This window comes from Streptomyces recifensis, assembly GCF_002154615.1.
GTDB lineage: Bacteria > Actinomycetota > Actinomycetes > Streptomycetales > Streptomycetaceae > Streptomyces > Streptomyces griseoluteus.
Genome location: NZ_MUNH01000247.1, coordinates 245 through 25,646 on the forward strand (window position 1 = coordinate 245; position 25,402 = coordinate 25,646).

Below are 25,402 nucleotides of genomic sequence, written 5' to 3' on the forward strand. Positions count from 1 at the left end.
GCCGGAGTTGCCGGGGTTGAGTGAGGCGTCGGTCTGGATGGCCTTGTAGGTGGTGGTGGAGGAGCCGGTGTCGCCGTTGAACTGGCGGCCGCCGAACTGGAACGGCCACTGCTCGCCGCCGTCCCGTCCCTGCCCGCCCTGGCTCTCGTCGGTGGGGACGGTCACGTCCCGGTCGAGCGCGGAGACGATGCCGCTGGTCACGGTGGAGGTCAGCCCCTCGGGGGAGCCGATCGCCACGACCGTGTCACCGACCTTGACACCCGAAGAGGTGCCGAGCGGCGCGGCCTTGAGTCCCGAGGCGCCCTCCACCTTCAGCAGCGCCAGGTCCTTGGAGCTGTCGGTGCCGACCACGCGGGCGGTGCGGCTGGTGCCGTCGCTGGTGCGCACCTTCACCGAGGAGGCACCGGAGACGACGTGGTTGTTGGTGACGATCTCGCCCTCGCCGCTGACGATCACGCCGGAACCGGTGGACGAGCCGTTCGCGAGGGTCGCGTTGACCTCGACCACGCTCGGGGTGAGCGCCGCGGCGATTTTCGCCACGTCGCTCTTCTTGCCGGCCGCGACCACCGGGGTGGCCGTGTCGGTGGCGGTGGTGCCGTGCCCGGTGAGCTGCTGGAAGGCGTAGGCGGTGCCTCCGCCGACCGCGGCCGCGACCAGCGCGACCGCCGCGAGCAGCGTGACCGGACCACCGGGACGCTTGCGCCGCTGCCCGGCCACCGGCCCCGCGGTGGGGGCGTGGGCCGGCGGGGGCGGCCACTCGGGGTGCACACCGGCCGCGAAGGCCGCGTACGGCTGTGCGGGAGTTCCTTCGGGGTGCTCGTCCTCGTGGCCGCCGCTGCGGCGCGTGCTCTCGGTCATACGAGGAGCATGTCCCGCGACCATGAGAGCTTCGTGAGGCCCGGCTGAGAAGCCCGGCAGAACCGCCTTCGGTTCCTATGAGACCCCGCTGACCTGCGGATTCAGCTGCCGCAGCCGCAGCTTGCGCGGACCTGGAGGCGGGACGGGAAGGTCTTGAGCCGCTCCCGGCGGGAGCCCGCCACGCGCAGGCCGTCGTCCAGCACCAGGTCGACCGCCGCGCGGGCCATCGCCGGACGGTCGGAGGCCACCGTGGTCAGCGGCGGGTCGGCGAGCGCCGCCTCCTTGATGTCGTCGAACCCGGCCACCGCCAGCTCGCCCGGCACGTCCAGCCGCAGCTCGCGGGCGGCCCGGAGCACGCCGATGGCCTGGTCGTCGGTGGAGCAGAAGATCGCGGGGGGTCTGTGCGGCCCGGCGAGGATCCCCAGCGCCACCTGGTAGGCGTCGTAGCGGTTGTACGCGGCCTCGAAGAGGCGGCCCTCGGTGGACAGGCCCGCCTCGGACATCGCCCGGCGCCAGCCCTCGACGTGGTCGGAGACCGGGTCGCCCACGGCCGGGGTGTCGGCGGTGCCGCCCATGCAGGCCACGTACTCGTACCCGTGCTCCAGCAGGTGGCGGACGGCGAGCTGGGCGCCGCCGAGGTCGTCGGTGGTGACCGCGACGTCGTCGATGGCCTCCGGGCGCTCGTGCAGCAGCACCACGCGGGCGTCCCACGCCTCGATCTCGGCGGCGGCCTGGTCGTTCAGCGCGTGCGAGACGAGGATGAGACCGGAGACCCGCATGCCGAGGAAGGCCCGCAGATAGTGGACCTCGCGCTCGGCGATGTAGTCGGTGTTGCCGACCAGGACCATCTTTCCGCGCTCGGAGGCGGCCTGTTCGACCGCGTGCGCCATCTCCCCGAAGAAGGGCTGGCGGGCGTCCGGGATGATCAGACCTATCAGGTCGGTACGGCGCGAGGCCATCGCCTGGGCCACCCGGTCCGGGCGGTACCCCAGCTCCTGGATGGCCGCGAGGACACGCTCGCGCGTGGCCGGGGCGACCGGCCGGGGTCCGTTGTTGATGACATAACTGACCACGGCGGTGGAGGTCCCCGCCAGCCGTGCCACATCATCCCGAGTCACCTTCGCCACGCGCGGAGTCTACGCGGATTGACCCGCTCTGGGCAGGGCATTCGTGGCGTGGACCGCGGGCCGGAGGCAGCCGGGGGTGCCCTGGCACTACCCCGGCCGCAACGGCTTTAAGCGTCCGCCGCGACCCCGCTGTCCGCGCGGACGGCGGAGGCGTCCCCTTCCGCCGCCTTTGCCCGCCCCGACGCGGCCCGCCGGGCCTCGGCACGGGCCTCCTCGGCGGCCCGGTCGGGCTTCTCCGGGGTGACGAAGCGGTATCCCACATTGCGGACGGTGCCGATCAGCGACTCGTGCTCCGGGCCGAGCTTGGCCCGCAGCCGCCGTACGTGCACGTCCACGGTGCGGGTGCCGCCGAAGTAGTCGTAGCCCCAGACCTCCTGGAGGAGCTGGGCGCGGGTGAAGACGCGGCCGGGGTGCTGGGCCAGGTACTTCAGCAGCTCGAACTCCTTGAAGGTCAGGTCGAGCACCCGGCCCTTGAGCTTCGCGGAGTAGGTGGCCTCGTCCACGGAGAGATCGCCGTTGCGGATCTCCATGGGGGAGTCGTCGGTGACGAGCTGCTGGCGGCCCATCGCGAGCCGGAGCCGGGCCTCGACCTCGGCCGGGCCCGCGGTGTCCAGCAGGACGTCGTCGATGCCCCAGTCGGCGGTCACGGCGGCGAGCCCGCCCTCGGTGACCACCAGGACGAGCGGACAGCCCGGCCCGGTGGAGCGCAGCAGCTGACACAGGCTGCGCACCTGCGGGAGGTCCCGGCGGCCGTCGACGAGGATGACGTCGGCACCGGGGGTGTCGACGAGTGCGGGACCCTCCGCCGGGGCGACCCGCACGTTGTGCAGCAGCAGGCCGAGAGCGGGAAGCACCTCCGTCGACGGCTGGAGGGCGTTGGTCAGGAGCAGCAGCGAACTCATACGTCTGGTTCCTCCTCGGTCCCTGCGAGGACGCGTCCGGTGCGGTACCGAAAGCACAAAAGGACTCGGGGGCTTCACTGCCCGAGTCCTCTGCCCAGCAGAATAGCCCACATGAGCAACCGTCCGGCGGGTCATGCGACACGTTCCACCATTCGTCCGAATTCCGAGACGGGTCAAGGCCCCGGTGTCCGGACTTTTCTGCGTACGGCCGACGGAATCGCCGTCGATTCCGTATACGATCCCGGACCCGTCGTATACGAAACGGGCCCGGCCGCAGTGGTCTTCGTGGTCGCGCACGGCTTCACGGGGGACGTGGACCGGCCGCACGTGCGCCGGGTGGCCCGCGCGCTGGCCGCGTACGGGGCGGTGGTGACCTTCTCCTTCCGGGGCCACGGCGCCTCCGGCGGGCGCTCCACGGTGGGCGACCGGGAGGTCCTGGACCTGACGGCGGCCGTGGACTGGGCGCGCGGCTTCGGGCACGAGCGCGTGGTGAGCGTCGGCTTCTCCATGGGCGGCTCGGTGGTGCTGCGGCACGCGGCGCTGAACCCCGGCGCGGTCGACGCCGTGGTCTCGGTCAGCTCGCCCGCCCGCTGGTACTACCGGGGCACCGCGCCGATGCGCCGGCTGCACTGGCTGGTCACCCGCCCCTCGGGCCGGCTGGTCGGCCGGTACGGCTTCCGCACCCGCATCCACCACCGCGACTGGGACCCCGTGCCGCTCTCCCCGGTGGAGGCGGCCGCCCGGCTGGCGCCGGTCCCGCTGCTGGTGGTGCACGGCGACAGCGACGGCTACTTCCCGCTCGACCACCCCCGGATGCTCGCGGACGCGGCCGGGGAGGCGGGCGAACTCTGGCTGGAGCCGGGCATGGGCCACGCGGAGAACGCGGCCGGTGAGGAACTGCTGGCCCGCATCGGCCGCTGGGCGCGGGCGCGCACCGGGCGGGGGACGGACTAGCCTGGGCGGCACCGTCTTTATTTGTTGTTTCCGCTGTCCGATGAGGAACGAGATGCCCAAGGTCACGGTGCGCTACTGGGCCGCTGCCAAGGCCGCGGCCGGCACCGCCGACGAACCGTACGACGCCGCGACGCTCGCCGAGGCGCTGGCCTGCGTGCGTGAACGGCACCCCGGCGAACTCACCCGCGTGCTGCGAAGGTGCGCGTTCCTCGTCGACGGCGCTCCCGTCGGGACCCGCGCGCATGAGACGGTACGGCTGGCCGAGGGCGGCACGGTCGAGGTGCTCCCGCCGTTCGCAGGAGGATGAGGCGTTGAGCGACCAGCAGTCGTACGAGGGCGGCCCGTACTCGGGGTACGACCCCTACGGGCAGCAGCGGACCCCCGGCAACTGGGCCCCGCAACCGGAGCAGCCGCAGTTCCCGAACCCCTACGCCGAGCCCTACGGGGCCCAGCAGGGCGCGGCCCAGCAGTGGCAGGGGCAGACCTGGGACACCCAGAACCACGCGCGGGTGCCGGTGGCCGAGCAGCCGTACCAGCAGGCCCCCGCGCCGGCGCCGGAGCCCGAGCCCGCCTTCGGTCCCGCCACCCTCGCCGGGAACGCGCGGATCACCGACGCCCAGCGGGCCCGGCTCGAGGGCCGTTCGCCGATCATCGAGCCCGGCATCCAGCCCGCCGCGCTCACCGCGCTGCTCGGCGCCCTGCTCGCGGTGGCGGCACCGCTCGGCTCGTACGCCCTGGTGGTGCCGCTGGTGCTGCTCCAGGCCGTGACGGCGGCCGGCTGGTTCCGGCTGAACGGCATGTGGCCCGCCCGGCAGGGCATCGCGCTGGCCTTCCTCGGCGGCCTGGTCGCCGACGTGGCGGTGCTGGCGGCGGGCCGCGAGCAGGCGCCGGTGGCGATCCTCGGCCCGCTCGGCATCTGGGTGCTGCTGGCCCTGGTCCTCCAGCTCCGCTCGCACGCCTCGCCGGACGAGCGGATGTACGGCCTGATGGCCACGGTCGCCTCCTCGGCGGTCGCCATCCTCGCCACCGGTTACCTGGGTGCCGCCCCGGCCGCTGTGTCGGTCGGCGCGGCGGCCGTCGCCGTCGCCGTCCTGGCCCGCGCGCTTCCCCTGCCCACCCCGGTGTCGGTCGTCCTCGCCGTCCTGGCGGGGGCGGGTGCAGGCTTCGCCGTCGGCGGCCTGACCGACCTCGGCTCGCAGGGCGCGGCCCTCGGCGCGGGCGCGGCGGTCTGCGCCCTCATCGGCCACCGCGTCGCCGCCTACGACTACCCCTCCCGCTTCGTCCACTTCACCGCGGGCGTAGCGCTCCCCCTCGCCGCGGCCGCCCCGGCGGTCTGGCTCCTGGGCCGCGTCTTCAGCTGACCGGCCCCGCCCCGGCCGGGAGCGATTTCCGGCCGGGGTTTCCTGAACGCGCCGGGGGTAAACGCGGGAAAAGCCGCAGTACGGCGTGGGCCCGTCACAGGTGATCCACAATTTCCGTCCGAGCGGCTCCGGCGGGGCTACGGTGGCGGCGCCGGAACCGAGCCGCCGACCCTTGGGGAGAACATGCGGGCCCTGCGAATACTTCTGATCCTCGTCGTGATCCTCGGCGGGCTCTTCGTGATCGCGGACCGCGTGGCGGTGCACTTCGCCGAGGGCGAGGTCGCGGACCGGGTGAAGGCGCGGGAGAACCTCGCCTCGGCGCCGGACGTGGACATCAAGGGCTTCCCGTTCCTCACCCAGGTGGCCTCCGGCTCGCTGGACGACGTGGCGCTGGGCATCCCGTCGTACCCGGTGCCCACCGGCACCGAGGGCCGCACGATCCGTATCGACGACCTCAAGGCCGATCTGAAGGACGTGAAGTTCTCCGGCGACTACTCCTCGGCCACCGCCAGGACCGGCACCGGGTCCGCGACCATCGCCTACGACCAGCTCATGCAGGCCGCCAAGACCGAGCCGACCGAGCTGGCGCCCGGCATCACCGCCCGGATCACCGGCCTCGGCGACGGCGGCGACGGCAAGATCAAGGTCTCGGTGAAGCTCGGCATCCCGGCGCTCGGCATCCAGCGGACCATCCCGGTGCTCAGTTCCCTCGACGTGAAGGGCGGCAAGGTCTCGGTGCACGCGGACGCGCTGCCGGTCATCGCGGGTGCCAATCTGGCGGACGGCACCTTCCGCCAGATCACCGACTTCCAGCAGGCCCTGGACCGGTTGCCGGGCGGCATCGCGGTGAGCAGCGTGCGGGCCACGGCGGACGGGGTGCGGATCGGCGTGACGGGTTCGGACCTGAAGCTGGCCGGGTAGGACCCCGCCGGAGCGTCGTACGTCTGTCCGAGTGACGAGACGCGGTGTCCGTACCGCAGATGTGCGGCGGACGTGGAGACCGAGAGGAGCGCCCTCGGGCCCGGAATCCGGGCGTCGGGGCGCTTCTCCGGTTGCCGGACGCCTCGACTGTGACCAGTATCCGGACGATCGCGTCTCATCATCCGACACGCCGGTGACACGTGCGCCCGGATCTCCTTACGATCGACGGCATGAAGCGACAGGCGGATCTCACGAAGCGGCGGGCAGTGGACCTGTGCCGCGTTGCCGCCATGCTCTGTCGCCCCTTCTGAGCGGAAGTCACCGCACTCCCGCATCTCCATGCCGCCCTGCTGGAAGGGCATTCGTGCGCCGCCGCACCCGTATGCGCGCGCACCCCTCTCACCGCACGCCACCGTGACTGCCCCGGAGGAGAAAAAAGCATGAGCCGCAGCGACGTCCTGGTCGACGCCGACTGGGTGCAGGAGCACCTCGACGACCCGACCATCGCCCTCGTGGAGGTGGACGAGGACACGTCCGCCTACGAGAAGAACCACATCCGCAACGCGATCCGCGTCGACTGGACCAAGGACCTCCAGGACCCGGTCCGCCGTGACTTCATCGACCAGGAGGGCTTCGAGAAGCTCCTGTCGGAGAAGGGCATCGGCAACGACACCCTGGTCGTCCTCTACGGCGGCAACAACAACTGGTTCGCGTCCTACGCGTACTGGTACTTCAAGCTCTACGGCCATGACAACGTCAAGCTCCTCGACGGCGGACGCAAGAAGTGGGAGCTGGACGCCCGCGAGCTCGTCCCCGGCGACGAGGTGCCCGAGCGGCCGAAGACCGAGTACAAGGCCAAGCCGCAGAACACCGCGATCCGCGCCTTCCGCGACGACGTGGTGGCCGCGATCGGCAACCAGAACCTGGTCGACGTGCGCTCGCCCGACGAGTTCTCCGGCAAGCTGCTCGCCCCGGCCCACCTCCCGCAGGAGCAGTCCCAGCGCCCCGGCCACGTGCCGAGCGCCCGCAACATCCCGTGGTCGAAGAACGCCAACGACGACGGCACCTTCAAGTCCGACGAGGAGCTGAAGGAGCTGTACGCGGCGGAGGACGTCGACCTCGCCAAGGACACCATCGCCTACTGCCGCATCGGCGAGCGCTCCGCGCTCACCTGGTTCGTGCTGCACGAGCTGCTGGGCGTGGAGAACGTCAAGAACTACGACGGTTCCTGGACCGAGTACGGCTCGCTGGTCGGCGTGCCGATCGAGCTGGGCGCAGCCAAGTAAGCCAAGCAAGCAACCCCGACCGACCTTCTGGTCAGACCCTTACGGAGAAAGCCATGTGTGGAGCGAAGGCCGGCGGCCCGGACGCCTCGACGATCAAGCCCGGTGAGACCACCATTCAGGGGCAGGTGACGCGGGACGGCGAGCCGGTGACGGGCTATGTCCGCCTGCTGGACTCGACGGGCGAGTTCACCGCGGAGGTCCCCACCTCCGCGACGGGGCAGTTCCGCTTCTACGCGGCCGAGGGCACGTGGACCGTACGCGCCCTGGTGCCCGGCGGCACCGCCGACCGCACGGTCGTCGCGCAGCCGGGCGGTCTGGCCGAGGTCGCCATCGCCGTCTGAGACGTACGCGGACGCTCGCGGCCGGGGCAGGGGCCGCGCCCACCGGGTTGGACACCTGGGGCGCGGCCCTTCCGGCTGTCCGGCCCTACTCTGGACTCATGTACGCACGGCGGCGTCGCTGGTACTTCGTGATGATGGGGGTCTGCGTCGTCCTCTTCGTCCTCGCCTGGGCGGTGGTCCGGATCTGGTCCGTCCCGGCGGCGGTCGGGATGTGCCTGTTCGCCATGGTGATCCCGCCGGTGGCCGCGATGGTCGCGAACCGGCGCGGGCCGGAGGACCGGTGGTGGGACGCCCCTTCCGGGGACCCCGAGTCCGACGACTGGTGGGACGAGCTGGACGGCAAGAAGCGCCCGCGCCCCTAAGGGGTCCGGGGGTGGCCGGCGTCGATGACGCAGAAACGATTGCCCTCGGGGTCGGCGAGCACCACGAAGTCGGGGTCGTCGGGGTACAGCTCCCACGCGACGCGCTCGGCGCCCAGGCCGGTCAGCCGAGCCACCTCGGCCTCCTGCTCCGCCCGGTCCTCGACGTACAGATCCAGGTGCACGCGGGGCTTCTCCTGCACCGGCGAGGTGCTCCGGCCGAGGGCGAGGGCGGGTCCCTGCCCCTCGGCCGGGATCAGCACCGTCCACCCCTCGTCCACCGCGCCGTCACGCGGCACGTACCCGAGGGCCCGCCCCCAGAACTCCGCGGCCCGCCGCACGTCGGCGGCCCCCATCACGATCGTCCCGAGCCTCAGCATGCGCCGATTCCGGCAGGCGGATGATCAGTAGACGAGGGCCTGCGTGCCGTCCGCCATGACCTCCTGCACGAAGACCTGCGCCCCGGCGATCCGCACGCCCTCGATGACGTCCCCCTCGCCGATGTCCCGCCGCACCGCGCACTGCGTGCACAGGGTGACCCGGCCCGCCGAGAGCACCGACTCCAGCAGGTCCTGCAACGGCGCGGCGTGCGGCAGCTCGAACTCCGCCGCCCGCCCCGGCAGCGCGAACCACGCCGACTCCCCGGTCAGCCACACCGACACATCCACGCCACTCGCCACGGCCACCGCCGCCACGGTGAACGCCTGAGAACACCGCTCCGGCGCATCGGCCCCGGAGGTCACCTTGATCACGAGCTTGTTCGCCATGACCGAATCGTAATCCGGCGGCCTGCAACTACATGGACATGCCACGGGTCTGCTGGGGAGCGCGGGTCATCGGGTCCGTGCTTCCTGTCCTGTGGGGGGACGACACGTTGAGCACCACGGAAAGTCCGGAAAGACCGGCACCCGGGCAGGCCGGGAGCCCTGAGCCACTCGAGGCCGCGCCCGTACCGGCGCGGCGCCGGAGCCGTCGCACCCTGCGCCGGCTGACCCTCGCCGTGGCGCTCGGGCTCGTCGCCGGGACCTGCGCCGGTTACCTCGTCCAGGCCGGCCGCACGCCGGACAAACTGCCCCCGCTCTCCCAGCCGTCGCTGGCGCAGGCCGCGGGCAAGGGTCCCGGGCCGCTGTCCGCCGCCCAGGACCACCAGGTCAAGGCGGACGGCGATCTGCGCAAGCTGCTGCTGAAGAAGCCGGGCGGCACCCGCGCGAACCCGCACATCGAGAGCGACGACGGCTGGCTGGACCTCGCCGCCTACGCGGAGCTGTACACCAAGCCGGACCTGGCCTTCGGCGAGTTCCTCGGCGACGAGTTCCGCCGCTCCGCCATCACCGGCTGGACCGAGTCCGGGAACCGCGTGGTGGAGATCCGGCTGGTCCAGTTCCGGCAGGTGGAGGCACAGACCGCCGTCGACCGGGCCTTCTACGCCCGTACCCGGGCCGCCGACGACGACCACACCCGGAGCTGGCCCATTCCGGGCACGGGCGACGGCGAGGTCTTCGTCCACGACCGGCCCGACAGCCGCTTCGGCTCCGGCTACCTGGCCGAAGCGCACGCCTGGCGCGGGGACATCGCCATGGAGATGTGGGTCGGGGACACCAAGCCGATCCCGCCCGCCCGGGTCCGGGAGCTGGCGCGACAGCAGATGGAGCGGCTGTGAGCACTGACGCTGTGAACACCGGCGTCGCCGGTACCGACGCTGCCGGTACCGACGCCACGAGCACACCTGCCCGGCCCCGCCGCACCACCATGGTCGTGGGCGCCGTCCTCGCCCTCGCCACCCTCGCCGGGATCGCCGGCACCGCCGCCGTGGTGCACGGGGCCGACCGCTCGCCGGGGGCGCCCACCTGGCGGCTGCCGGCGGCAGCCAAGGAGAAGCCGGCTCGCGAGAAGGAGTCCGGGTTGCGCGCGCTGCTCCTGCCCTTCGGCGAGGAGCGGTACGTCCGGGGCCCGGACGCGGAGCAGTTCGGCTCGGACACCGAGCTGACCGGACGGCAGACGTCCGACCTCCTGCGCCAGTCGCTCCGGAGCCTGCCCCGGTCCCAACGGCTCCAGCTGGAACGGCAGTACCAGAAGAACCCGGCCAAGGGCATGGCGGTGCGCAGTTACGCCAGCACGTCCCTGGCCGGCGAGGACTCCGGCGCCTTCACCGTGGAGATGGTCCTGACACGGGTCGACCAGAAGACCCTCCGCACGCGCAACCGCTCCCAGCAGCAGTTCCTCGACACCATGAAGGTCTTCCGCAAGGGACCCGCGATCAAGGGCCACGAGGACCACGCCGCGTGCTTCCTGCCGCCGGCCGTCGAGGGGGAGAAGCTCGAGTCGATGACGTGCTCCGGCTACGTCGGGGACATCGGCGTCACCGCCTGGATCGAGGGCACCGCGTCGTTCGACCGGAAAGGGGCCGCCGACATGATGCGCGCCCAGTTCGACCGTATCCAGGAACCGGGTGAGGCCGTATGACCGAGTCGCAGACCCCACCGATGCCCGGCCTGCCGCCCGCGCAGGCGGGGAAGGACCGCCGCCGCACGCGCGCGGTCCTGCGCTGGGCCGCCGTCGTCGCCGTGTTCGCCCTCACCGGGACCGGGACGGCGTACGGAATCAGCCGGGCGGACCGCGCGGACCTGCCCGGCCTCGCCACCCGCTCCGACGGGCGCTGGGAATACCCGACCCTGGTCAAGCCCCCGCTGCCGTCCGGAAGCCCCGGACCGCTGGCCGCCGGGAACAAGGCGGGCACGCACTACGCCGACCTGCGCGCTCTGCTGCTGCCCGCGCCCAGGAACGCCACGGTGGACCATGCCCTGCCCGGCGCGGACGGCTGGCTGCCCGTGAAGGACTTCCTCGCGCAGTACGACGCGGAGGGGCGCGGGGAATTGGGGCAGGAGCTGACCGACCGCGGGCTGCGGCACGTGGCGAGCCGCGGCTGGACCACCCCGGACGGCACGCGCACCCGCATCGACCTGCTCCAGTTCGCCACCGCCGAGGTCGCCGAGGAGTCGGAGAGTGTGTTCGTGAGCTACGACGGACCCCGGCACCCGCTGCGTGGTGCCCCCGTCTTCGAGCCCGAGGGCTTCCCCGCGGCGGCCCGGCTGGACGACGTCTGGCTCGCCGCGTTCGCCGAGGCCAAGCCCTACGGAAAGGAGCGGACGCGGGTGGCGTACGCGACCGCCGGGGACACCGTCGCCATGGTCACGCAGTCCCGTCCGGGGGGTGCGGCGGCCGTTCCGTTCTGGCAGACGGTGACGTTGCAGAGCGAGCTGCTCGCCTGAGGGCCACCTCGCCAGGAGACTCCGACCCCGGCCGCGTAAGCTGGGCGCGGCTCTGTCGTACGCCCACTTTCGCTCAAGGAGCACCCCCGTGGAGATCTTCTTCGAACTGCTGCTGGTCCTGGTCTGCGTCGGCGTGCTCGCCTTCGCCGGGCTGACCGTGAAGAAGCTGTACCAGGGCCAGCGCTGAAGCACCGCCCCAGAACCGACAGGAACGGCCGCTCATGATCGAGATCCCGTCTGACCTGCACAAGGACCTCGTCCCCCTCGCCTTTCTGCTGGGCAACTGGGCGGGCGCGGGGGTCCACGACTTCCCCGGCTCCGAGAAGTGCAACTTCGGCCAGGAGGTGACCTTCACCCACGACGGCCGTGACTTCCTGGAGTACCGGTCCCGTACCTGGGTCCTCGACAACGAGGGCAACAAGGTCCGCCCGCTGGAGTCCGAGGCCGGCTTCTGGCGGATCGACGCCGAACGCAAGATCACCGTCACGATGACCCGCGACGACGGCGTGGTGGAGATCTGGTACGGCGAGCTGGCGGACAAGAAGCCCCAGATCGACCTGGTCACCGACGCGGTCGCCCGCACCCCGGAGTCCCCGGCGTACACCGGCGGCAAGCGGCTGTACGGCTACGTCAAGGGCGACCTCATGTGGGTCGGCGAGAAGCAGACCCCCGAGGTCGAGCTGCGCCCCTACATGTCGGCCCAGCTCAAGAAGGCCGTCACTCCCGAGGACGTCGAGCGCTGGGCGAAGGACCTCCCCGAGGACATGCCGGACGACGGCATCGCGTTCTTCAAGTAGGCCGTGCCGAACCGGGCCGCCGTCCCGTCCGAGCGGGGCGTCCGGCCCGGCGGCCCTACACTTCCAGTGTGGTGAGCACCGACTGGAAGAGTGATCTCAGGCAGCGCGGCTACCGGCTGACGCCGCAGCGGCAACTCGTGCTCGAAGCCGTGGACTCCCTGGAGCACGCGACGCCGGACGACATCCTCGTCGAGGTCCGGAAGACCGCCTCCGGGGTCAACATCTCCACCGTGTACCGCACGCTGGAGCTCCTGGAGGAGCTGGGCCTGGTCAGCCACGCCCACCTCGGCCACGGCGCGCCCACCTATCACCTCGCCGACCGCCACCACCATCTCCACCTGGTGTGCCGGGACTGCGAGAACGTGATCGAGGCGGACGTGGAGGTCGCCGCGGACTTCACTGCGCGGCTGCGCGAGCAGTTCGGTTTCGACACCGACATGAAACACTTCGCGATCTTCGGCCGGTGCGCGGACTGCGCCCCGAAGAGTTCAACCACCCCGTCGTAGGCTGGCCCGTATGAAGAGCCCCCTGCTGTCCCTGCCCGGCGCCGTTCCCGCCGAGGGCGTGGACGAAGGCGTCGCCGCCCACTACGGCGACCTGTTCCGCGAGCAGCGCGCCCTCGCCGACGGCACCGGTTTCGTCGACCTCTCCCACCGGGGCGTCGTCGCCGTGACCGGCGCGGACCGGCTGAGCTGGCTGCATCTGCTGCTCACCCAACACGTCAGCGACCTGCCGGCCGGCGAGGCCACCGAGGCGCTGGTCCTCTCCGCCAACGGGCACATCGAGCACGCCCTGTACCTGGTGGACGACGGCACGACCGTGTGGGCGCACGTCGAGCCCGGCACCCAGGAGGCGCTGATCGCCTACCTGGAGTCGATGAAGTTCTTCTACCGCGTCGAGGTCGCCGACCGCACCGCCGACATCGCGGTGGTCCACCTCCCCGCCGGCTCCATCACCGAGGTCCCCGAGGGCGCGGTGGTCCGCGAGACGCCGTACGGCCGTGACCTCTTCCTGCCTCGGGAGCAGTTGGAGGAGTTCGCCGCCCGTTCCGGCCCGGCCGCCGGTCTCCTCGCCCACGAGGCGCTCCGGGTCGAGCAGCACCGGCCCCGCCTCGGCTTCGAGACCGACCACCGTACGATCCCGCACGAGCTGGGCTGGATCGGCACCGCCGTGCACCTCCAGAAGGGCTGCTACCGGGGCCAGGAGACGGTCGCCCGCGTCCAGAACCTCGGCAAGCCGCCGCGCCGCCTGGTCTTCCTCCACCTCGACGGCAGCGACGTCCACCTCCCCCCGCCCGGTACCGAGATCCGCCTCGCGGACGACGGCCCCGACGGCCGCAGGATCGGCCAGGTGACCACCTCCGTGCGCCACCACGAACTCGGCCCGGTCGCCCTGGCCGTCATCAAGCGCAACGTCCCCACCGACGCGCGGCTCCTCGCCGGAGACACGGCGGCGGCCCAGGAGACGGTGGTCGAGCCGTAGGGGAGCGGCGGCCCCGTGCCGCGGCGGGGAGGTGGGCCCACCGGCCGGTGCCGCCCCCGCCCCGCCGTCATCCGTCCGGCGCCTGCTGAGACGCGCAGGGGTGGCTGCGGTTGCGGGGACGCCGCCGGACGGAGAGGCTGCAGGCACAGGGCCCCCGGGAGCGACGGCGGAGCGATGACTGTAACCGTGGTGTCGATGCCGGAGGTGACCGTCACCCGTACGGACTTCGCCGGCGCCAGGGAGCGGCTGGCCGCGGATTCCCTGCTCCTCGTCGACGTCGAACTGCCGCCGGACGCCGCGTCGGTGCCCCTCGCCGCCCGGTTGGGGCTCGATGCCGAGGAGCTGGACTGGTTCGGCCGGACCGGAGAACCGGCGCGGGCCGACTTCCTGGGGGACCGGGCCGGTTTCGTGGTCCCCGTGGTGCAGGGGGACGCGATCAGGCATGTGCACGTCGTGGTCACCGAGCGCTTCCTGGCCACCGCGCACCACGGCCAGGGGGACCTCGCCCGCAAGATCGCCCAGGGGCTGCGGCACGAGCGGCCGGTCGACCCGGTGCACATGCTCTTCATCGTGCTCCAGGAAGCCCTGGCGACCTTCCGGCTGTCCGCGGTGCGGAACCTGCTGGAGACCGAGGAACTCGAGGACGAGATGTTCGAGGACCGCAGGGCCGAGCAGCTCCAGGCCCTGGCGCGGCTGCGCCGGCGCTCCGCCCAGCTGCACCACGCCCTGCTGCCCTTCCTCCAGGTGACCGACGCGGTCCTCACCCGGCGGATGATCAACCCCTCCTTTCCCGAGGAGCGGCAGCGCTCCGCCCGGGAGTTCCAGACGGCCGGGCGGCTGGTGCTGGCCGACATCGAGTCGCTCCAGGAGGCCACCCGGCGGTCGTTCGCCAGCTACTCCTCGCTCGTCGCGGGCGAGCAGAACGGTGTGATCAACCGGCTGGCGATCGTCTCGGTGATCTTTCTGCCGTTGTCGTTCCTCACCGGGTTCTTCGGCATGAACTTCACTTTTCTCACCGACAAGCTGGAGACCAGGGACGACTTCTGGCTGCTCGCCATCGGGCTGCAGGCCCTGGTTCTGCTGGGCTCCTTCTACGTGCTGCACCGCACCCGCATCTGGCGCCGGCTCCTCGACGAGGACTAGGGGCCCTCGGAGGCGTCTCGTCCTAGATGTCGAGCAGGATCGTGAAGGGGCCGTCGTTCACCAGGGAGACGCGCATCCGGGCCCCGAAGCGGCCCGTGGCCACCGTGGCGCCGAGGGCGCGGAGCTGGGCGACGACCTCGTCCACCAGCGGTTCGGCGACCGGTCCGGGGGCGGCCGCGTTCCAGGTGGGGCGGCGGCCCTTGCGGGCGTCGCCGTAGAGGGTGAACTGGCTGACGACCAGGAGCGGGGCGTCGATGTCGCTGCACGACCGCTCGTCGGACAGCATGCGCACCGACCAGAGTTTGCGGGCCAGCTGGGCCGCCTTCTCCTTGGTGTCCTCGTGGGTCACGCCGACCAGGACGCACAGGCCCTCGCCCTCGATCGCGCCCACCGTCTCGCCGTCCACGACGACGCTCGCGCCGTCCACCCGTTGCACCACCGCACGCATGCGCCCCATCATGCCGTGCGGCCGGCGGTGCCTCGGTCCGGGGGGTCCACAACCAATCAATACCCCCCATCCAGGGCCGTTCGGGGGCAGTCGGTCACATAGCGGCCACCGGGGGTGGCACGATGCTTCCCACACGCCGGTCGAGGGGACGGTCCACCGCATGAGCACACCGAGCACCAGTGGTCCGGTCACGCACCGGCCGCCCGCGCAGCGCGCCGAGAGCCCGCCGGGTCCGCCGCCCGAGGAGCCCGCCGCGAGCCTCCTGGCCCCGCTGAGCCTGCCCGAGCTGCGCGCCCTGCGCCGGGACGCCCAGCGGGAGGAGGCCGATCTGAGCTACGTCCGGCGGCTGCTCCAGGGCCGGATCGACATCCTGCGCGCCGAGCTGGCCCGCCGGGGCGGGGAGCGGGTACCGGCCCCGGCGGACGGGTCGGTGGTGGAGCGGTTGTCGGAGATCCTGGCCGACGCCCCGGCCCGCCACCGCTCCTCCGCCCGCCACGTCACCCTCGGCACCCCGCACAGCGAGGAGTACGGCAAACTCGCGGCGGAGATGCTGGCCGAGGTCGAGCTGTCCGACCTCACCGCCCGTACGGACGCCGAGCTGGCCGACGCGATGGGCCGGCTGACCCGGTACGAGCACGAGATCTCCCATCGCCGCCAGGGCCTCCAGCGCACCGCCGACGACTGCGGGGGCGAGATCGCGCGCCGGTACCGGGCGGGCGAGGCGCAGGTGGACGACCTGCTGGCCTGAGCGGGCCGGGGGGCGGGAAATACGCGCGACACACGCCGGGTCCGGCGCCTACCGTGGCACCATGATCGACGTACGCCCCGTGGCCCAGGACGAGTTCGACAACTGGCATCGCGCCCTGGACACCGGTTTCCTCCAGGACCCCGTGCTCACCCCGGAGCAACGGGCGGCGAGGCTGAGGCAGTTCGAGCCGGGCCGGCTGCTCGGTGCCTTCGACGGCGCCCGCTGCGTGGGCACCTTCCGCTCCTTCGCGCAGGAGGTCACCGCGGTCGGCGGCGCGTACGTCCCCGCCAACGCCGTCTCCAACGTCACCGTCTCCCCGACCCACCGCCGCCGCGGCCTGCTCACGCGCATGATGCGCGAGGACCTGGCGGCCGCGCGGGAGCGCGGGGACGTGATCGCCACGCTGATCGCCGCCGAGTACCCGATCTACGGCAAGCACGGCTTCGGGCCCGCGACCTGGGCGACCAACTGGACGGTGGACGTCGGCCGTTCGGGTCTCGACCCGCGCTGGGCGGGCCCGGCGGACGGTGCCCGGATCGACCTGGTGGACGGCGCCGAGGTGCGCGCGCTCGGCCCGAAGCTGTCCGAGCGGGTGCGCGCCGTGACGCCGGGCGCGATCGGGCGGGACGAGCTGTGGTGGGACGCCCGCACCGGCGTGGCCCGCTTCGGCCGGGACTGGACCGAGCCGTTCTACGCGGTGTACCGGTCGGCCTCCGGCGAGGTGGAGGGGCTGGTGTCGTACCGCTGCGAGGCCAAGTGGGAGGGGCAGCAGCCGGACAACGCGGCCAAGGTGGAATGGCTGACCGCCGCGACCCCGGCGGCCGAGGCCGCGCTGTGGCGCTACCTGTGCTCGATCGACTGGATCGCCCACGTCAAGAGCGGCTGGCGGGCACCCGACTCCCTGCTCCCCTTCCTGCTGCCCGACGTGCGCGCGGCCCGCGTCGAGACGCACACGGACTGGCTGTGGATCCGGCTGCTGGACGTCGTACGGGCGCTGGAGGCGCGGAGCTACGAGCGGTCCGGGTCGCTGGTGCTCCAGGTGCTGGACGAGGACGGCACGGCGGGCGGCCGGTACCGGCTGGAGGCGTCCCCCGAGGGCGCGTCCTGCACCCCGGCGGGCGGCGCGTCCGCCGATCTGACCCTGCCCGTGGCCGAGCTGGCCACGGTGTGGCTCGGAGACGGCTCGACGGCACGGCTGGCGGCGCTGGGGCGGGTCCAGGAGGAGCGGGAGGGCGCCGCCCGTGCGGCCGACGCCCTGTTCCGCACGTCCGTGCGCCCGTGGTGCCCGGACTCCTTCTGACCCGACCCCGGTCGTCTCCTGCCGTGCCGGCGGCCGTTCATCCGTAGCGTGCTGTTCGGTTGTGGCTGTGCGCTGACGCTGTTCGGTTGTGGCTGTGCGGGTGTTCAGTTGTGGCTGTGCGCTCCCGTGGCCGCCCCCTGCCGGGCTCCCGGCTCCCCTCCGGAGGGGAGCCCGGTCGGCCAACCGCCGGAAAGCTCGACCATGTCGGTCAAGTTGGCTGCCAACTTCACTGTAGTTATAGCCGCGTGGAAGCGGCTCATAACCATCATCCCGCGAACTGCCGGAAGATGGCGGGAAGTTGTAGCCTTTGTCCGTGGACCCGGAACACGTCTCCGCCACTGGGCGGAAGAGGTCACCACGGTCACACCCCTCACGCGTCACCTCTCGCGTGGTGGCCGACACCCTGCGCACCCGTATCGACACCGGCGTGCTGCGCCCCGGCGAGCGGCTGCCCACCCAGGCGGAGCTGGCCGAGGAGTTCGGGGTCGAGCGCGGCACGGTCCGCGAGGCGCTGCGCATCCTGCGGGTGGAGCGGCTGCTCGCCGGATCGTCGCAGGGCAGCCCGGCCACGGTGGCCGTCCCGCCCGGCGCGGTCGGCCCGGCCGCGCCGCCGCAGCCCACGATGGCGGGCCTCGCGCCCCGCGTCGCGGCCGCCTTCGCGGTCCCGCACGTCCGTGTGGACGCCCTCTGTCTGACCTCCGTCTCGCTCACCCTCGCCATCGGGGAACCGCTGCGCCAGATCCACGCGGGAGGGCTGAAACCGGCCAAGATCGACGTACGGCTGCTGCTGCCGAGCCGCGACATCGCCCTCGCCTTCCCCGCGCCGGTGGACGCCGCCGACACCGCTCTGCTGCACCGGCGCTGGCTGGCCCAGCGCAACGCCCAGGGCCAGGTGCTCCGCCACAACCTGCTCGCGCTGCGCGCCACGCACGGCATCGACGTCCGGGTGCGCTTCCGCGCGCTCCCCTTCACACCACCGGTCAAGCTGTACCTGCTCAACGGCTCCGAGGCGCTGTTCGCGTACTACACGCTGGCCCGGCGGGAGCGGGACATCGGCCCGGAGCACCTGACGCTGTACGACGCCGAGGGCACCCGGTCGATGCTCTTCGCCTTCGCGCGGGGGGCGGGGGAGCGGGACAGCGAGTTCGTGACGCAGTCCCGGCTCTGGTTCGACGCGCTGTGGGAGACGATCAGCTCGGATCTGGTGCTGGGGTAGCCGAGTTGGCGACCAACTCTTGACCAGCAGTCCGGACTTGGCAGCTACTTGCCGACAACTGCCCGTAGATGAACTGAGGTTGTACCGTTTGGTCGTGACCCAGGAGAACGTGGCAGTGAGCGGCAGACGGTTCACCGCCCAGGAGATCGCCGACGCCCTGCGCGCCCGCATCCGCGCCGGCGAGCTGAGGGCGGGCGAGCGGCTGCCCACCCAGGCCGAGCTGGCCGAGGAGTTCGGCGTGGAGCGCGGCGCGGTCCGCCGGGCGCTGCGCCTGCTGCACGACGAGGGTCTGCTCACCGGCGTCACCAAGGGCAGCCCGCCGCGCGTCGCGGAGCCCGCCCCCGCTCAGGACGGCCCGCAGCCGACGATGGTCGCCCTCGCCCACCGGCTGGCGGAGGCGTTCACCGCGCCGCACGTCCGCGTGGACGCCGTCTGCCTCACCGCGCAGAGCCTGATCCCCGCGCTCGGCGAGCCGCTGCGGCTGATCCACGAGGGCCGGGTGCGCCCGGAGCGCATCGACGTACGCGTCCTGCTGCCCTCGCGGGACATCAGCCTCGCCTTCCCGGTTCCGGTGGACCCCGAAGGGGACGACGCGGACCCGGTGCACCGGCGCTGGCTGGCGATGCGCAACGCCCAGGGACAGGTGCTCCAGTACAACCTCAACGCCCTGCGCGCCACGCACGACATCGACGTCCACGTCACCTTCCGCGCCCTGCCCTTCACCCCGCCGGCCAAGCTGTACCTGCTCAACGGCGCGGAGGCGCTGTACGCGTACTACATGGTCACCCGGCGCGAGGAGCCCACCGACACCGGCACCCTGGAGATGTTCGACACCCTCGGGTCGGAGTCGATGCTGTTCTCCTTCGAGAAGCGGTCGGGCCAACGGGACGCCTCCTTCGTGGAACAGTCGCAGAAGTGGTTCGACGCCCTCTGGGAAACCATCACGACGGACCTGACACTCTCCTAGTGACTTCCAAGACGCCGGAAACGACGCAGCATGAGCTGATGGCGACCGAAACGGTCGAGGAGAAGAGCGACCAGGGGACCGAGAAGCTACGGGAACTGATCGGCGCGCGGGTCGTCCTCTGGGACTTCGACGGCCCGGTCTGCCGCCTCTTCGCCCGGCACCGCGCCGAGCGGGTGGCGGCCGGGCTGGTGGAGTGGCTGGCCGGACGCGGACTGCGCGGGCTGCTCACCGAGGACGAGCGGCAGACGCTGGACCCGCAGGTGGTGCTGCGGGCGGTGGACCGCCGCCATCCCGGCAGCGACCTGGTGGCCGAGCTGGAGGAACGCCTGACCCAGGACGAGCTGCTGGCCGCCGCCTCGGCCCTGCCGACCGCGTACGCCGACCCGCTGATCCGCACCTGGTCCGCCGTCGGCTCCCGGCTGGCCGTCACCACCAACAACTCCCCGCGCGTGGTCCACGCCTACCTGGCCGGACGTGGCCTGACCGGCTGCTTCGCCCCGCACATCTACGGCCGTACCGCCGACCTGCACCGCCTCAAGCCCGACCCGCACTGCCTCAACCGGGCCCTCGCCGCCCTGGGCGCCGGCCCCGAGTCCGCGCTGATGATCGGGGACTCGCCCACCGACTTCGTCGCCGCCGAGCGGGCCGGGGTCCGCTTCCTCGGCTACGCGAGCGGTGAGCGCCGGGCCGGGCAGCTCCGCGCCGCGGGCGCCGACACGGTCCTCACCTCCCTGGAACCCGTGCTGCTGGCCCTGCGCGGGTAGCTCGCGGGCACGTGTGTGCGCTCTGTCCCCGGTCCGGGGGAACCGGACCGGAGTCGTGGGGCCGGGACCCGCTCCCGAGGCGGTACCGTGCTGCCACTTCCGCCCCTTTCGGCAGGGCGCACGGCGAGAGAACGGGCCATGTCCCCCGAAACGGTTTCGATTGCCCGGCTGAACGCGGCCGGGGCCAGCGGCGACGAGAAGGTGGTCGAGGGCCCGCTCCACGGCTACCACCACGAGACGTACGTCTTCCCGCTGGCCGGTGAGGCCGCACGGCTCCATCCGGGGCGATGGAAGTGCCGGGAGCCCCGCGACGGGCTGCTCTGGTTCGACCGGCGCTGCTTCGCCTCGGAGGAACGCCTGCTCACCGCGCTCGGCGACCGCGTGCCGCGCGTCCCCGGCCTGGTGGAGGTCGGCGGGATGCGGCTGATGCGGTTCATCGAGGGCACCACCCTCGGCGCGCTCCACCCGTCCGGCACCGAGGTGCCGGAGGCGCTGTGCCGCCAGATCACCGAGCTGTTCGGCAGGCTCGCCGCGCTCGGCCCGGACGACGTCACCGCCGAGCGGAGCTGCTCCGCCGAGGACCGTCCCGCGGACGGCGACAGCGACGGCTTCCTGGAACGCCTCGTCCACTTCACCGAGCACCGCGTCTACCGCCGCAACCTCGACCGCTTCGAGCCTCTCTTCGCCGAACTCGGCCTCACCGAGACCTCGTTCAAGCATCTGCGGGCCCATGTGCACGGGCTGTCCAGGCGCCCCTTCTGCCTCCTCCACGCCGATCTGCACCGGGAGAACTTCATCGTCGATCCCGTAGACCGCCTGTGGACCATCGACTGGGAACTGGCCATGGTCGGCGACCCCCTGTACGACCTCGCCACCCACCTGCACCTCATGCGCTACCCGGCCGCCCAGTCCCGCGAGATCGCCGCCCGCTGGCACACGACCGTCCGCGCGGTCCGCCCGCCGAGCGTGCGCGGCTGGACGGACGACCTGGCACCCCTGCTCGCCTACAAGCGCGCCCAGTCCGTCTTCACGGACGTCATCCGCTCGGCCCTGGCGCTGGAGGACCCCGCCGCGCCCCCGGCCACCGCTCTCGCCGTGAAGCTCCGGGAGATCCTGGTGAGGGGGGCGCGTCCGCTGGGTGTGGTGGAGGTGCCGCACGTGGGGCGGGTGGCGGAGGCGCTGAAGCGGTGGCACGCGGCGCAGGGGGACTGAGCGCGGGCGCGCACTCGCGCCGGTCTTCTGGCTGGAGATGCGCGCATGCCCGATGCTGAGGGGTGATGCTGCTCTTTCTCGACATCGACGGTCCGCTCATCCCCTTCGGCGCACCCGACGGCGCGTACCCGGAGTTCGAGCGGGGCGGCGGCACGGGTGGGCATCCGTTGCTCGGGCGGGTCGATCCCCGGCTCGGCGCCAGGCTGCTGGGGCTGGGGTGCGAGCTGGTGTGGGCGTCGACCTGGATGGACGACGCGAACGCGGTGGTCGGGCCGTGGCTGGGGCTGCCCCGGCTGCCGGTGGTGCCGTGGCCCGACGAGGACGAGCCGCCCGCGCTGACCCACTGGAAGACGCGCCCGCTGGTGGAGTTCGCGGCGGGCCGGCCGTTCATCTGGATCGACGACGAGATCACCGAGGCCGACCGGGCCTACGTCGCCGTCCACCACCCCGCCCCGGCCCTGCTGCACCGCGTGGACCACGACTACGGGCTGACGCAGGCCGACTTCGTCACCCTGCGGGAGTGGCTGAGCAGGAACCGCTCGGACTGACCCTCAGGCGGCCGACCGCTCCCCGGCCCACCGGCGCCGCAGATGCGCCTCGGTGAGCGCGGGCGGGGCGTACTCCATGTCGAGGGCGCCGACGTCCGTACCGGGCGGGACGACCGCGTCGATGCGGTCCAGGATCTCGTCGGACAGCGTGACCTTGTCGCCGGCGAGCAGGTCGTCGAGCTGTTCCATCGTGCGCGGGCCGATGATCGCGGAGGTGACGCCGGGGTGGCTGATCACGAAGGCGAGCGCGAGGTGCGTCAGCGAGACACCGGCCTCCTCGGCGACCGGGATCAGCCGCTCCACGGTGTCCAGCCGCCGCTCGTCGCGCAGATGCCGGAAGCCGTAGGTGGAGCGGTGGGTGTCGGCCGCCCGGTCCTTGCGGTAGCGCCCGGTGAGCATGCCCCCGGCCAGCGGGCTGTAGATCAGCGTCCCCATGCCGTACCGCTCGCACACCGGCAGCACCTCGCGCTCGACACCCCGGTTGAGCAGCGAATACGTCGGCTGCTCGGTACGGAACCGCTGGAGTCGGTGGTGTTCGGCGACCCACTGGGCCTCGACGATGTCGGAGGCCGGGTGGCTGGAGGTGCCGATCGCGCGGACCTTGCCCGCGCGCACCAGGTCGGTGAGGGCGGAGAGGGTCTCCTCGATGTCGGTGTCCGGGTCGGGGCGGTGGATCTGGAAGAGGTCCACGTGGTCCGTGCCGAGCCGGCGCAGCGAGTCGTCCAGTGCCCGGGTCAGCCAACGCCGGGACGCGCCCTGCATGTTGGGGTCGGCGCCGTCGGAGTTCATGGGCAGCCGCGCCTTGGTGGCGAGCACGACGGAGTCCCGCCGCCCCTTCAGCGCCTTGCCGACGATCTCCTCCGACTCCCCGTACGAGTACATGTCGGCGGTGTCGATGAAGTTGATCCCGGCGTCCAGCGCCTTGTGGATCATGCGTACGGAGTCGTCGTGGTCGGGGTTGCCGACGGCGCCGAACATCATCGCGCCCAGGCAGTAGGGGCTGACCTTCATGCCGGTCCGGCCCAGCGTGCGGTACTTCATGAGTCTCCTCCAACCCGCGGTGGCCAGGGCCCGCCGCGGCGCGTTACGCTCACGAAAACGGAACGGTGTTCCGGGAAGAACGATACGGAACGCTGTTCCGGTTAGCAAGTGGAGGTCTGCCATGACCGACGCCGAGCCGTCCCGGCCGCGCCTGAGGGCCGACGCGCGGCGCAGCATCGACACGCTGCTCACGGCCGCCGCCGAGGTGTTCGCCGAGTCCGGCGTGGACGCGCCCGTACGGCAGATCACCGCTCGCGCGGGCGTCGGCGCGGGCACCCTCTACCGGCACTTCCCGCAGCGCTCCGACCTCATCGCGGCCGTCTTCCGCCACGAGGTCGACGCCTGCGCCGACGCCGCGCCCGCCCTCGCCGCCGACCACGCCCCTGTGGAGGCCCTGCGCCTCTGGCTCCTGCGCTTCACCCACTTCATCGCCACCAAGCGCGGTCTCAGCGCCGCCCTCCACTCCGGCGACCCGGCCTACGACAGCCTCCCGTCCTACTTCCAGCTCCGCCTGGTACCGGCCCTGGAAGAGCTGCTCGGCGCCGCGGCCGAGTCCGGTGAGATCCGCACCGACACCGACCCCAACGACCTCCTGCGAGCCGTCGCCAACCTGACCCTCCCGGCCCAGGACGACGACGGCCACACGGGGCGGATGGTGGGGTTGCTGCTGGACGGGTTGCGGTACGGGGGCGGGAGCCCGGCCGGGAAGTGATCAACCGCTCGCCCGGCAGGATGCCTGCTCCGAAGTGCCGGGACGGGTACTGGAGTTGAGCCGGCGGGCGTAGGGTGCGGGGCCGTGGTTACCCCCCTCTGGCGCGACCGGCGCTTCGTTCTGCTTCTTGGCGCGCGGGTCGTCTCCGTGCTGGGCAACGGCTTCGCGCGGGTCGCGCTCGGGTTCGCGGTGCTCGCGTTGCCGGGGGCCGGCGCGGGACGGCTGTCGCTGGTGCTGGCCTGCCAGGCACTGCCGCAGTTGGCGCTCGTCCTGGTGGGCGGCGTGATCGCGGACCGGATGTCACGGTCGCGGCTGATGATGCTGGCCGACGTCCTGGGCGCCGGCGCGTACGCGGCCCTCGCCGCCATCGTGCTGACCGGGCACGCCCCGCTGCCCGCGATGTGCCTCCTCGCGGTGGCGGCCGGTACGGCGAACTCCCTCTTCGCTCCCGCGATGGAGGGCCTGGTCCCCCTGATCGTCCCCGCCGACCGGCTCCAGCGGGCCAACGGCCTCCTCCGCGTCGGCACCAACACCTCCCTCCTCCTCGGTCTCGGCCTGTCCGGTGTGACCGTCGCCCTGGTCGGCGCGGGCTGGGCCCTCGCCCTCAACGCCGCCTCCTTCCTCGTCAGCGCGGCCCTCACCGCGCGCCTGAAGGTCACCGGACGGCCGCGTGTACGGGCTTCGGGCCGGACCGAACTCCGCGAGGGCTGGCGTGAGTTCGCCTCCCGACAGTGGCTGTGGGTCGTCGTCGCCCAGTACGCGGTCGTGATCGCCGCCCTGAACGCCGAAGTCGGCGTCCTGGGCCCGCTCACCGTCGAACACCAGGGCGGGGCCCGGAGCTGGTCGGTCATCGTGGGCGCCCAGGCCCTCGGCACCATCGCGGGCGCGGGCCTCGCGGCGCGGGTACGAGTCCGGCGCCCCATCCTCGTGGCCGTGCTGAGCACCTTCCCGGCCGCCGTCCCGATGCTCCTGCTCGGCCTCGGCGCCCCCCTCTGGGTGACGGCGGCCGCCATGTTCGGGGCGGGCGTGGCGAACGACGTCTACGGCGTCCTGTGGTCGACCACCCTGCAACGCGAGATCCCCGAACACGTCCTCTCCCGCGTCACCTCCTACGACTGGTTCGGCTCCCTCGCCCTGGCCCCCCTGGGCATCCTCGTCGCCGGCCCGATCGCCTCGGAGACGGGCACTGGCTGGACCCTGACCGGCTGCGCGGCATTGGTGGTGCTGGCCACGGCGGCGGCGCTGCTGGCTCCGCAGGTGCGGAGCCTGCGGACGCCCGCCGAGGTCCGCGTGGCGGAACCGGAGGCCGCCCGCACGGGCTGAGCAGTCACCGGCCGGGCCCGGTTGACGCCGTCCGGGCCCGCCCGGGAGTGCGCTCAGCCGGCGGGGACGAAGTCGTATCCCGACCAGTCGCTCAACGGGCGGTAGCCGAGGCGTTGGTAGAGGGCGTTGCTGGTGGGGTTGGACTGGTCGGCGAAGAGGACGACCTCCCGCGCGCCGGCGGCCAGCGCGGCGCGGCTGACCTCGGCCGAGACGGCGGCGGCGTAACCGTGGCCGCGCAGGTGGGCCGGGGTGTAGACGATGTCCACCTGGATCTGGCCGCCGATGAGCGGGTTCATGCCGGCGAGGGAGACGGGGGTGCCGTC

The 25,402-nt window shown here is 72.5% G+C and carries 32 protein-coding genes; 24 read left to right on the plus strand and 8 right to left on the minus strand.

Annotated elements, in window-relative coordinates:
• The 3 genes from CCN33_RS14960 to CCN33_RS14970 form a co-directional block, all read right to left on the minus strand.
• Nucleotides 1–858 (minus strand): S1C family serine protease (locus CCN33_RS14960; RefSeq protein WP_086694117.1); only part of this gene is annotated, 858 nt, incomplete at its 3' end.
• Between the two features lie 101 nt (nucleotides 859–959).
• The gene (locus CCN33_RS14965) at nucleotides 960–1,985 is read right to left on the minus strand and encodes a LacI family DNA-binding transcriptional regulator (protein ID WP_086694118.1); all 1,026 of its coding nucleotides are present in this window, start codon (nucleotides 1,983–1,985) and stop codon (nucleotides 960–962) included.
• A 107-nt stretch (nucleotides 1,986–2,092) separates the two neighbouring features.
• Nucleotides 2,093–2,887, minus strand: a complete 795-nt coding sequence (locus CCN33_RS14970; protein WP_086694119.1) for a winged helix-turn-helix transcriptional regulator — start codon at nucleotides 2,885–2,887, stop codon at nucleotides 2,093–2,095.
• Between the two features lie 111 nt (nucleotides 2,888–2,998).
• Between CCN33_RS14970 and CCN33_RS14975 the strand changes: the two genes are divergently transcribed.
• From CCN33_RS14975 to CCN33_RS15005, 8 genes are all read left to right on the plus strand, one after another.
• Nucleotides 2,999–3,841 (plus strand): alpha/beta hydrolase, encoded by an 843-nt coding sequence (locus CCN33_RS14975; protein ID WP_086694120.1) that lies wholly within the window; start codon nucleotides 2,999–3,001, stop codon nucleotides 3,839–3,841.
• A 52-nt stretch (nucleotides 3,842–3,893) separates the two neighbouring features.
• Nucleotides 3,894–4,148 (plus strand): MoaD/ThiS family protein, encoded by a 255-nt coding sequence (locus CCN33_RS14980; protein WP_086694121.1) that lies wholly within the window; start codon nucleotides 3,894–3,896, stop codon nucleotides 4,146–4,148.
• A gap of 4 nt (nucleotides 4,149–4,152) precedes the next feature.
• Complete coding sequence (locus CCN33_RS14985; protein ID WP_086694122.1) at nucleotides 4,153–5,202, plus strand: hypothetical protein; 1,050 nt, start codon at nucleotides 4,153–4,155, stop codon at nucleotides 5,200–5,202.
• Between the two features lie 183 nt (nucleotides 5,203–5,385).
• Nucleotides 5,386–6,123, plus strand: coding sequence for an LmeA family phospholipid-binding protein (locus tag CCN33_RS14990; protein WP_086694123.1), 738 nt, complete (start codon nucleotides 5,386–5,388; stop codon nucleotides 6,121–6,123).
• Nucleotides 6,124–6,353: 230 nt separating this feature from the next.
• Entirely contained in the window at nucleotides 6,354–6,434 is an 81-nt protein-coding gene (locus tag CCN33_RS33815; RefSeq protein WP_350751515.1) for an Ms5788A family Cys-rich leader peptide, read from the plus strand.
• Between the two features lie 129 nt (nucleotides 6,435–6,563).
• Nucleotides 6,564–7,409 (plus strand): sulfurtransferase, encoded by an 846-nt coding sequence (locus CCN33_RS14995; protein ID WP_030804305.1) that lies wholly within the window; start codon nucleotides 6,564–6,566, stop codon nucleotides 7,407–7,409.
• Nucleotides 7,410–7,462: 53 nt separating this feature from the next.
• A complete protein-coding gene (locus tag CCN33_RS15000; protein WP_031183962.1) occupies nucleotides 7,463–7,750 on the plus strand; it encodes a DUF1416 domain-containing protein in 288 nt (95 codons plus the stop codon).
• 98 nt (nucleotides 7,751–7,848) lie between these two features.
• Nucleotides 7,849–8,112 carry a DUF3099 domain-containing protein gene (locus CCN33_RS15005; protein ID WP_086694124.1) on the plus strand — a complete coding sequence of 88 codons (264 nt, stop codon included), beginning with the start codon at nucleotides 7,849–7,851 and terminating at the stop codon, nucleotides 8,110–8,112.
• Here the strand turns inward: CCN33_RS15005 and CCN33_RS15010 are convergent.
• Both CCN33_RS15010 and CCN33_RS15015 read right to left on the minus strand, forming a co-directional pair.
• Nucleotides 8,109–8,489, minus strand: a complete 381-nt coding sequence (locus CCN33_RS15010; protein WP_086694125.1) for a VOC family protein — start codon at nucleotides 8,487–8,489, stop codon at nucleotides 8,109–8,111. The genes CCN33_RS15005 and CCN33_RS15010 overlap by 4 nt on opposite strands.
• A gap of 24 nt (nucleotides 8,490–8,513) precedes the next feature.
• Entirely contained in the window at nucleotides 8,514–8,876 is a 363-nt protein-coding gene (locus tag CCN33_RS15015) for a DsrE family protein (protein ID WP_086694126.1), read from the minus strand.
• Nucleotides 8,877–9,109: 233 nt separating this feature from the next.
• Here CCN33_RS15015 and CCN33_RS15020 point away from each other — a divergent pair, with 233 nt between their 5' ends.
• The 7 genes from CCN33_RS15020 to CCN33_RS15055 all read left to right on the plus strand — a co-directional run bounded on the left by CCN33_RS15020 (nucleotide 9,110) and on the right by CCN33_RS15055 (nucleotide 14,800).
• Nucleotides 9,110–9,769, plus strand: coding sequence for a hypothetical protein (locus tag CCN33_RS15020; protein ID WP_341866577.1), 660 nt, complete (start codon nucleotides 9,110–9,112; stop codon nucleotides 9,767–9,769).
• Nucleotides 9,766–10,572 (plus strand): hypothetical protein, encoded by an 807-nt coding sequence (locus CCN33_RS15025; protein ID WP_140394551.1) that lies wholly within the window; start codon nucleotides 9,766–9,768, stop codon nucleotides 10,570–10,572. Before CCN33_RS15020 ends, CCN33_RS15025 begins: the two co-directional genes overlap by 4 nt.
• Nucleotides 10,569–11,378 carry a hypothetical protein gene (locus tag CCN33_RS15030; RefSeq protein WP_086694128.1) on the plus strand — a complete coding sequence of 270 codons (810 nt, stop codon included), beginning with the start codon at nucleotides 10,569–10,571 and terminating at the stop codon, nucleotides 11,376–11,378. Before CCN33_RS15025 ends, CCN33_RS15030 begins: the two co-directional genes overlap by 4 nt.
• 221 nt (nucleotides 11,379–11,599) lie before the next feature.
• Nucleotides 11,600–12,175: a heme-binding beta-barrel domain-containing protein gene (locus CCN33_RS15040; RefSeq protein ID WP_086694129.1), complete on the plus strand. Its 576-nt coding sequence runs from the start codon at nucleotides 11,600–11,602 to the stop codon at nucleotides 12,173–12,175.
• Nucleotides 12,176–12,243: 68 nt separating this feature from the next.
• Entirely contained in the window at nucleotides 12,244–12,681 is a 438-nt protein-coding gene (locus CCN33_RS15045) for a Fur family transcriptional regulator (RefSeq protein ID WP_086694130.1), read from the plus strand.
• A gap of 10 nt (nucleotides 12,682–12,691) precedes the next feature.
• Nucleotides 12,692–13,657 carry a CAF17-like 4Fe-4S cluster assembly/insertion protein YgfZ gene (gene ygfZ / locus CCN33_RS15050; RefSeq protein WP_086694131.1) on the plus strand — a complete coding sequence of 322 codons (966 nt, stop codon included), beginning with the start codon at nucleotides 12,692–12,694 and terminating at the stop codon, nucleotides 13,655–13,657.
• Between the two features lie 174 nt (nucleotides 13,658–13,831).
• Nucleotides 13,832–14,800, plus strand: coding sequence for a CorA family divalent cation transporter (locus CCN33_RS15055; RefSeq protein WP_244173815.1), 969 nt, complete (start codon nucleotides 13,832–13,834; stop codon nucleotides 14,798–14,800).
• A 22-nt stretch (nucleotides 14,801–14,822) separates the two neighbouring features.
• Here the strand turns inward: CCN33_RS15055 and dtd are convergent, their stop codons facing one another.
• The gene (gene dtd / locus CCN33_RS15060; protein ID WP_086694132.1) at nucleotides 14,823–15,248 is read right to left on the minus strand and encodes a D-aminoacyl-tRNA deacylase; all 426 of its coding nucleotides are present in this window, start codon (nucleotides 15,246–15,248) and stop codon (nucleotides 14,823–14,825) included.
• 160 nt (nucleotides 15,249–15,408) lie between these two features.
• Between dtd and CCN33_RS15065 the strand changes: the two genes are divergently transcribed.
• The 7 genes from CCN33_RS15065 (at nucleotide 15,409) to CCN33_RS15095 (ending at nucleotide 22,003) form a co-directional block, all read left to right on the plus strand.
• On the plus strand, nucleotides 15,409–15,996 hold the full coding sequence (locus tag CCN33_RS15065; protein ID WP_086694133.1) for an RsiG family protein: 588 nt from the start codon (nucleotides 15,409–15,411) through the stop codon (nucleotides 15,994–15,996).
• Between the two features lie 61 nt (nucleotides 15,997–16,057).
• A complete protein-coding gene (locus CCN33_RS15070) occupies nucleotides 16,058–17,296 on the plus strand; it encodes a GNAT family N-acetyltransferase (RefSeq protein WP_086694134.1) in 1,239 nt (412 codons plus the stop codon).
• Nucleotides 17,297–17,603: 307 nt separating this feature from the next.
• On the plus strand, nucleotides 17,604–18,512 hold the full coding sequence (locus CCN33_RS15075) for a winged helix-turn-helix domain-containing protein (protein WP_086694135.1): 909 nt from the start codon (nucleotides 17,604–17,606) through the stop codon (nucleotides 18,510–18,512).
• Nucleotides 18,513–18,600: 88 nt separating this feature from the next.
• Nucleotides 18,601–19,479 (plus strand): winged helix-turn-helix domain-containing protein, encoded by an 879-nt coding sequence (locus tag CCN33_RS15080; RefSeq protein WP_208621759.1) that lies wholly within the window; start codon nucleotides 18,601–18,603, stop codon nucleotides 19,477–19,479.
• Between the two features lie 38 nt (nucleotides 19,480–19,517).
• Nucleotides 19,518–20,243, plus strand: coding sequence for an HAD family hydrolase (locus CCN33_RS15085; protein ID WP_086694136.1), 726 nt, complete (start codon nucleotides 19,518–19,520; stop codon nucleotides 20,241–20,243).
• 138 nt (nucleotides 20,244–20,381) lie between these two features.
• Nucleotides 20,382–21,455, plus strand: coding sequence for a phosphotransferase family protein (locus CCN33_RS15090; protein WP_086694137.1), 1,074 nt, complete (start codon nucleotides 20,382–20,384; stop codon nucleotides 21,453–21,455).
• Nucleotides 21,456–21,520: 65 nt separating this feature from the next.
• Entirely contained in the window at nucleotides 21,521–22,003 is a 483-nt protein-coding gene (locus tag CCN33_RS15095) for an HAD domain-containing protein (protein WP_086694138.1), read from the plus strand.
• A gap of 3 nt (nucleotides 22,004–22,006) precedes the next feature.
• Here CCN33_RS15095 and CCN33_RS15100 read toward each other — a convergent pair whose 3' ends face one another.
• On the minus strand, nucleotides 22,007–23,044 hold the full coding sequence (locus CCN33_RS15100; RefSeq protein WP_086694139.1) for an aldo/keto reductase: 1,038 nt from the start codon (nucleotides 23,042–23,044) through the stop codon (nucleotides 22,007–22,009).
• A gap of 121 nt (nucleotides 23,045–23,165) precedes the next feature.
• On the opposite strand from CCN33_RS15100, the gene CCN33_RS15105 reads away from it, so the two are divergent.
• A complete protein-coding gene (locus tag CCN33_RS15105) occupies nucleotides 23,166–23,756 on the plus strand; it encodes a TetR/AcrR family transcriptional regulator (protein WP_086694140.1) in 591 nt (196 codons plus the stop codon).
• Nucleotides 23,757–23,840: 84 nt separating this feature from the next.
• Nucleotides 23,841–25,079 carry an MFS transporter gene (locus CCN33_RS15110; RefSeq protein WP_167387865.1) on the plus strand — a complete coding sequence of 413 codons (1,239 nt, stop codon included), beginning with the start codon at nucleotides 23,841–23,843 and terminating at the stop codon, nucleotides 25,077–25,079.
• 53 nt (nucleotides 25,080–25,132) lie between these two features.
• On the opposite strand, the gene CCN33_RS15115 is transcribed toward CCN33_RS15110, so the two are convergent.
• Nucleotides 25,133–25,402, minus strand: a 270-nt coding sequence (locus tag CCN33_RS15115; protein ID WP_140394552.1) for a GNAT family N-acetyltransferase, incomplete at its 5' end; no start/stop codon positions are given.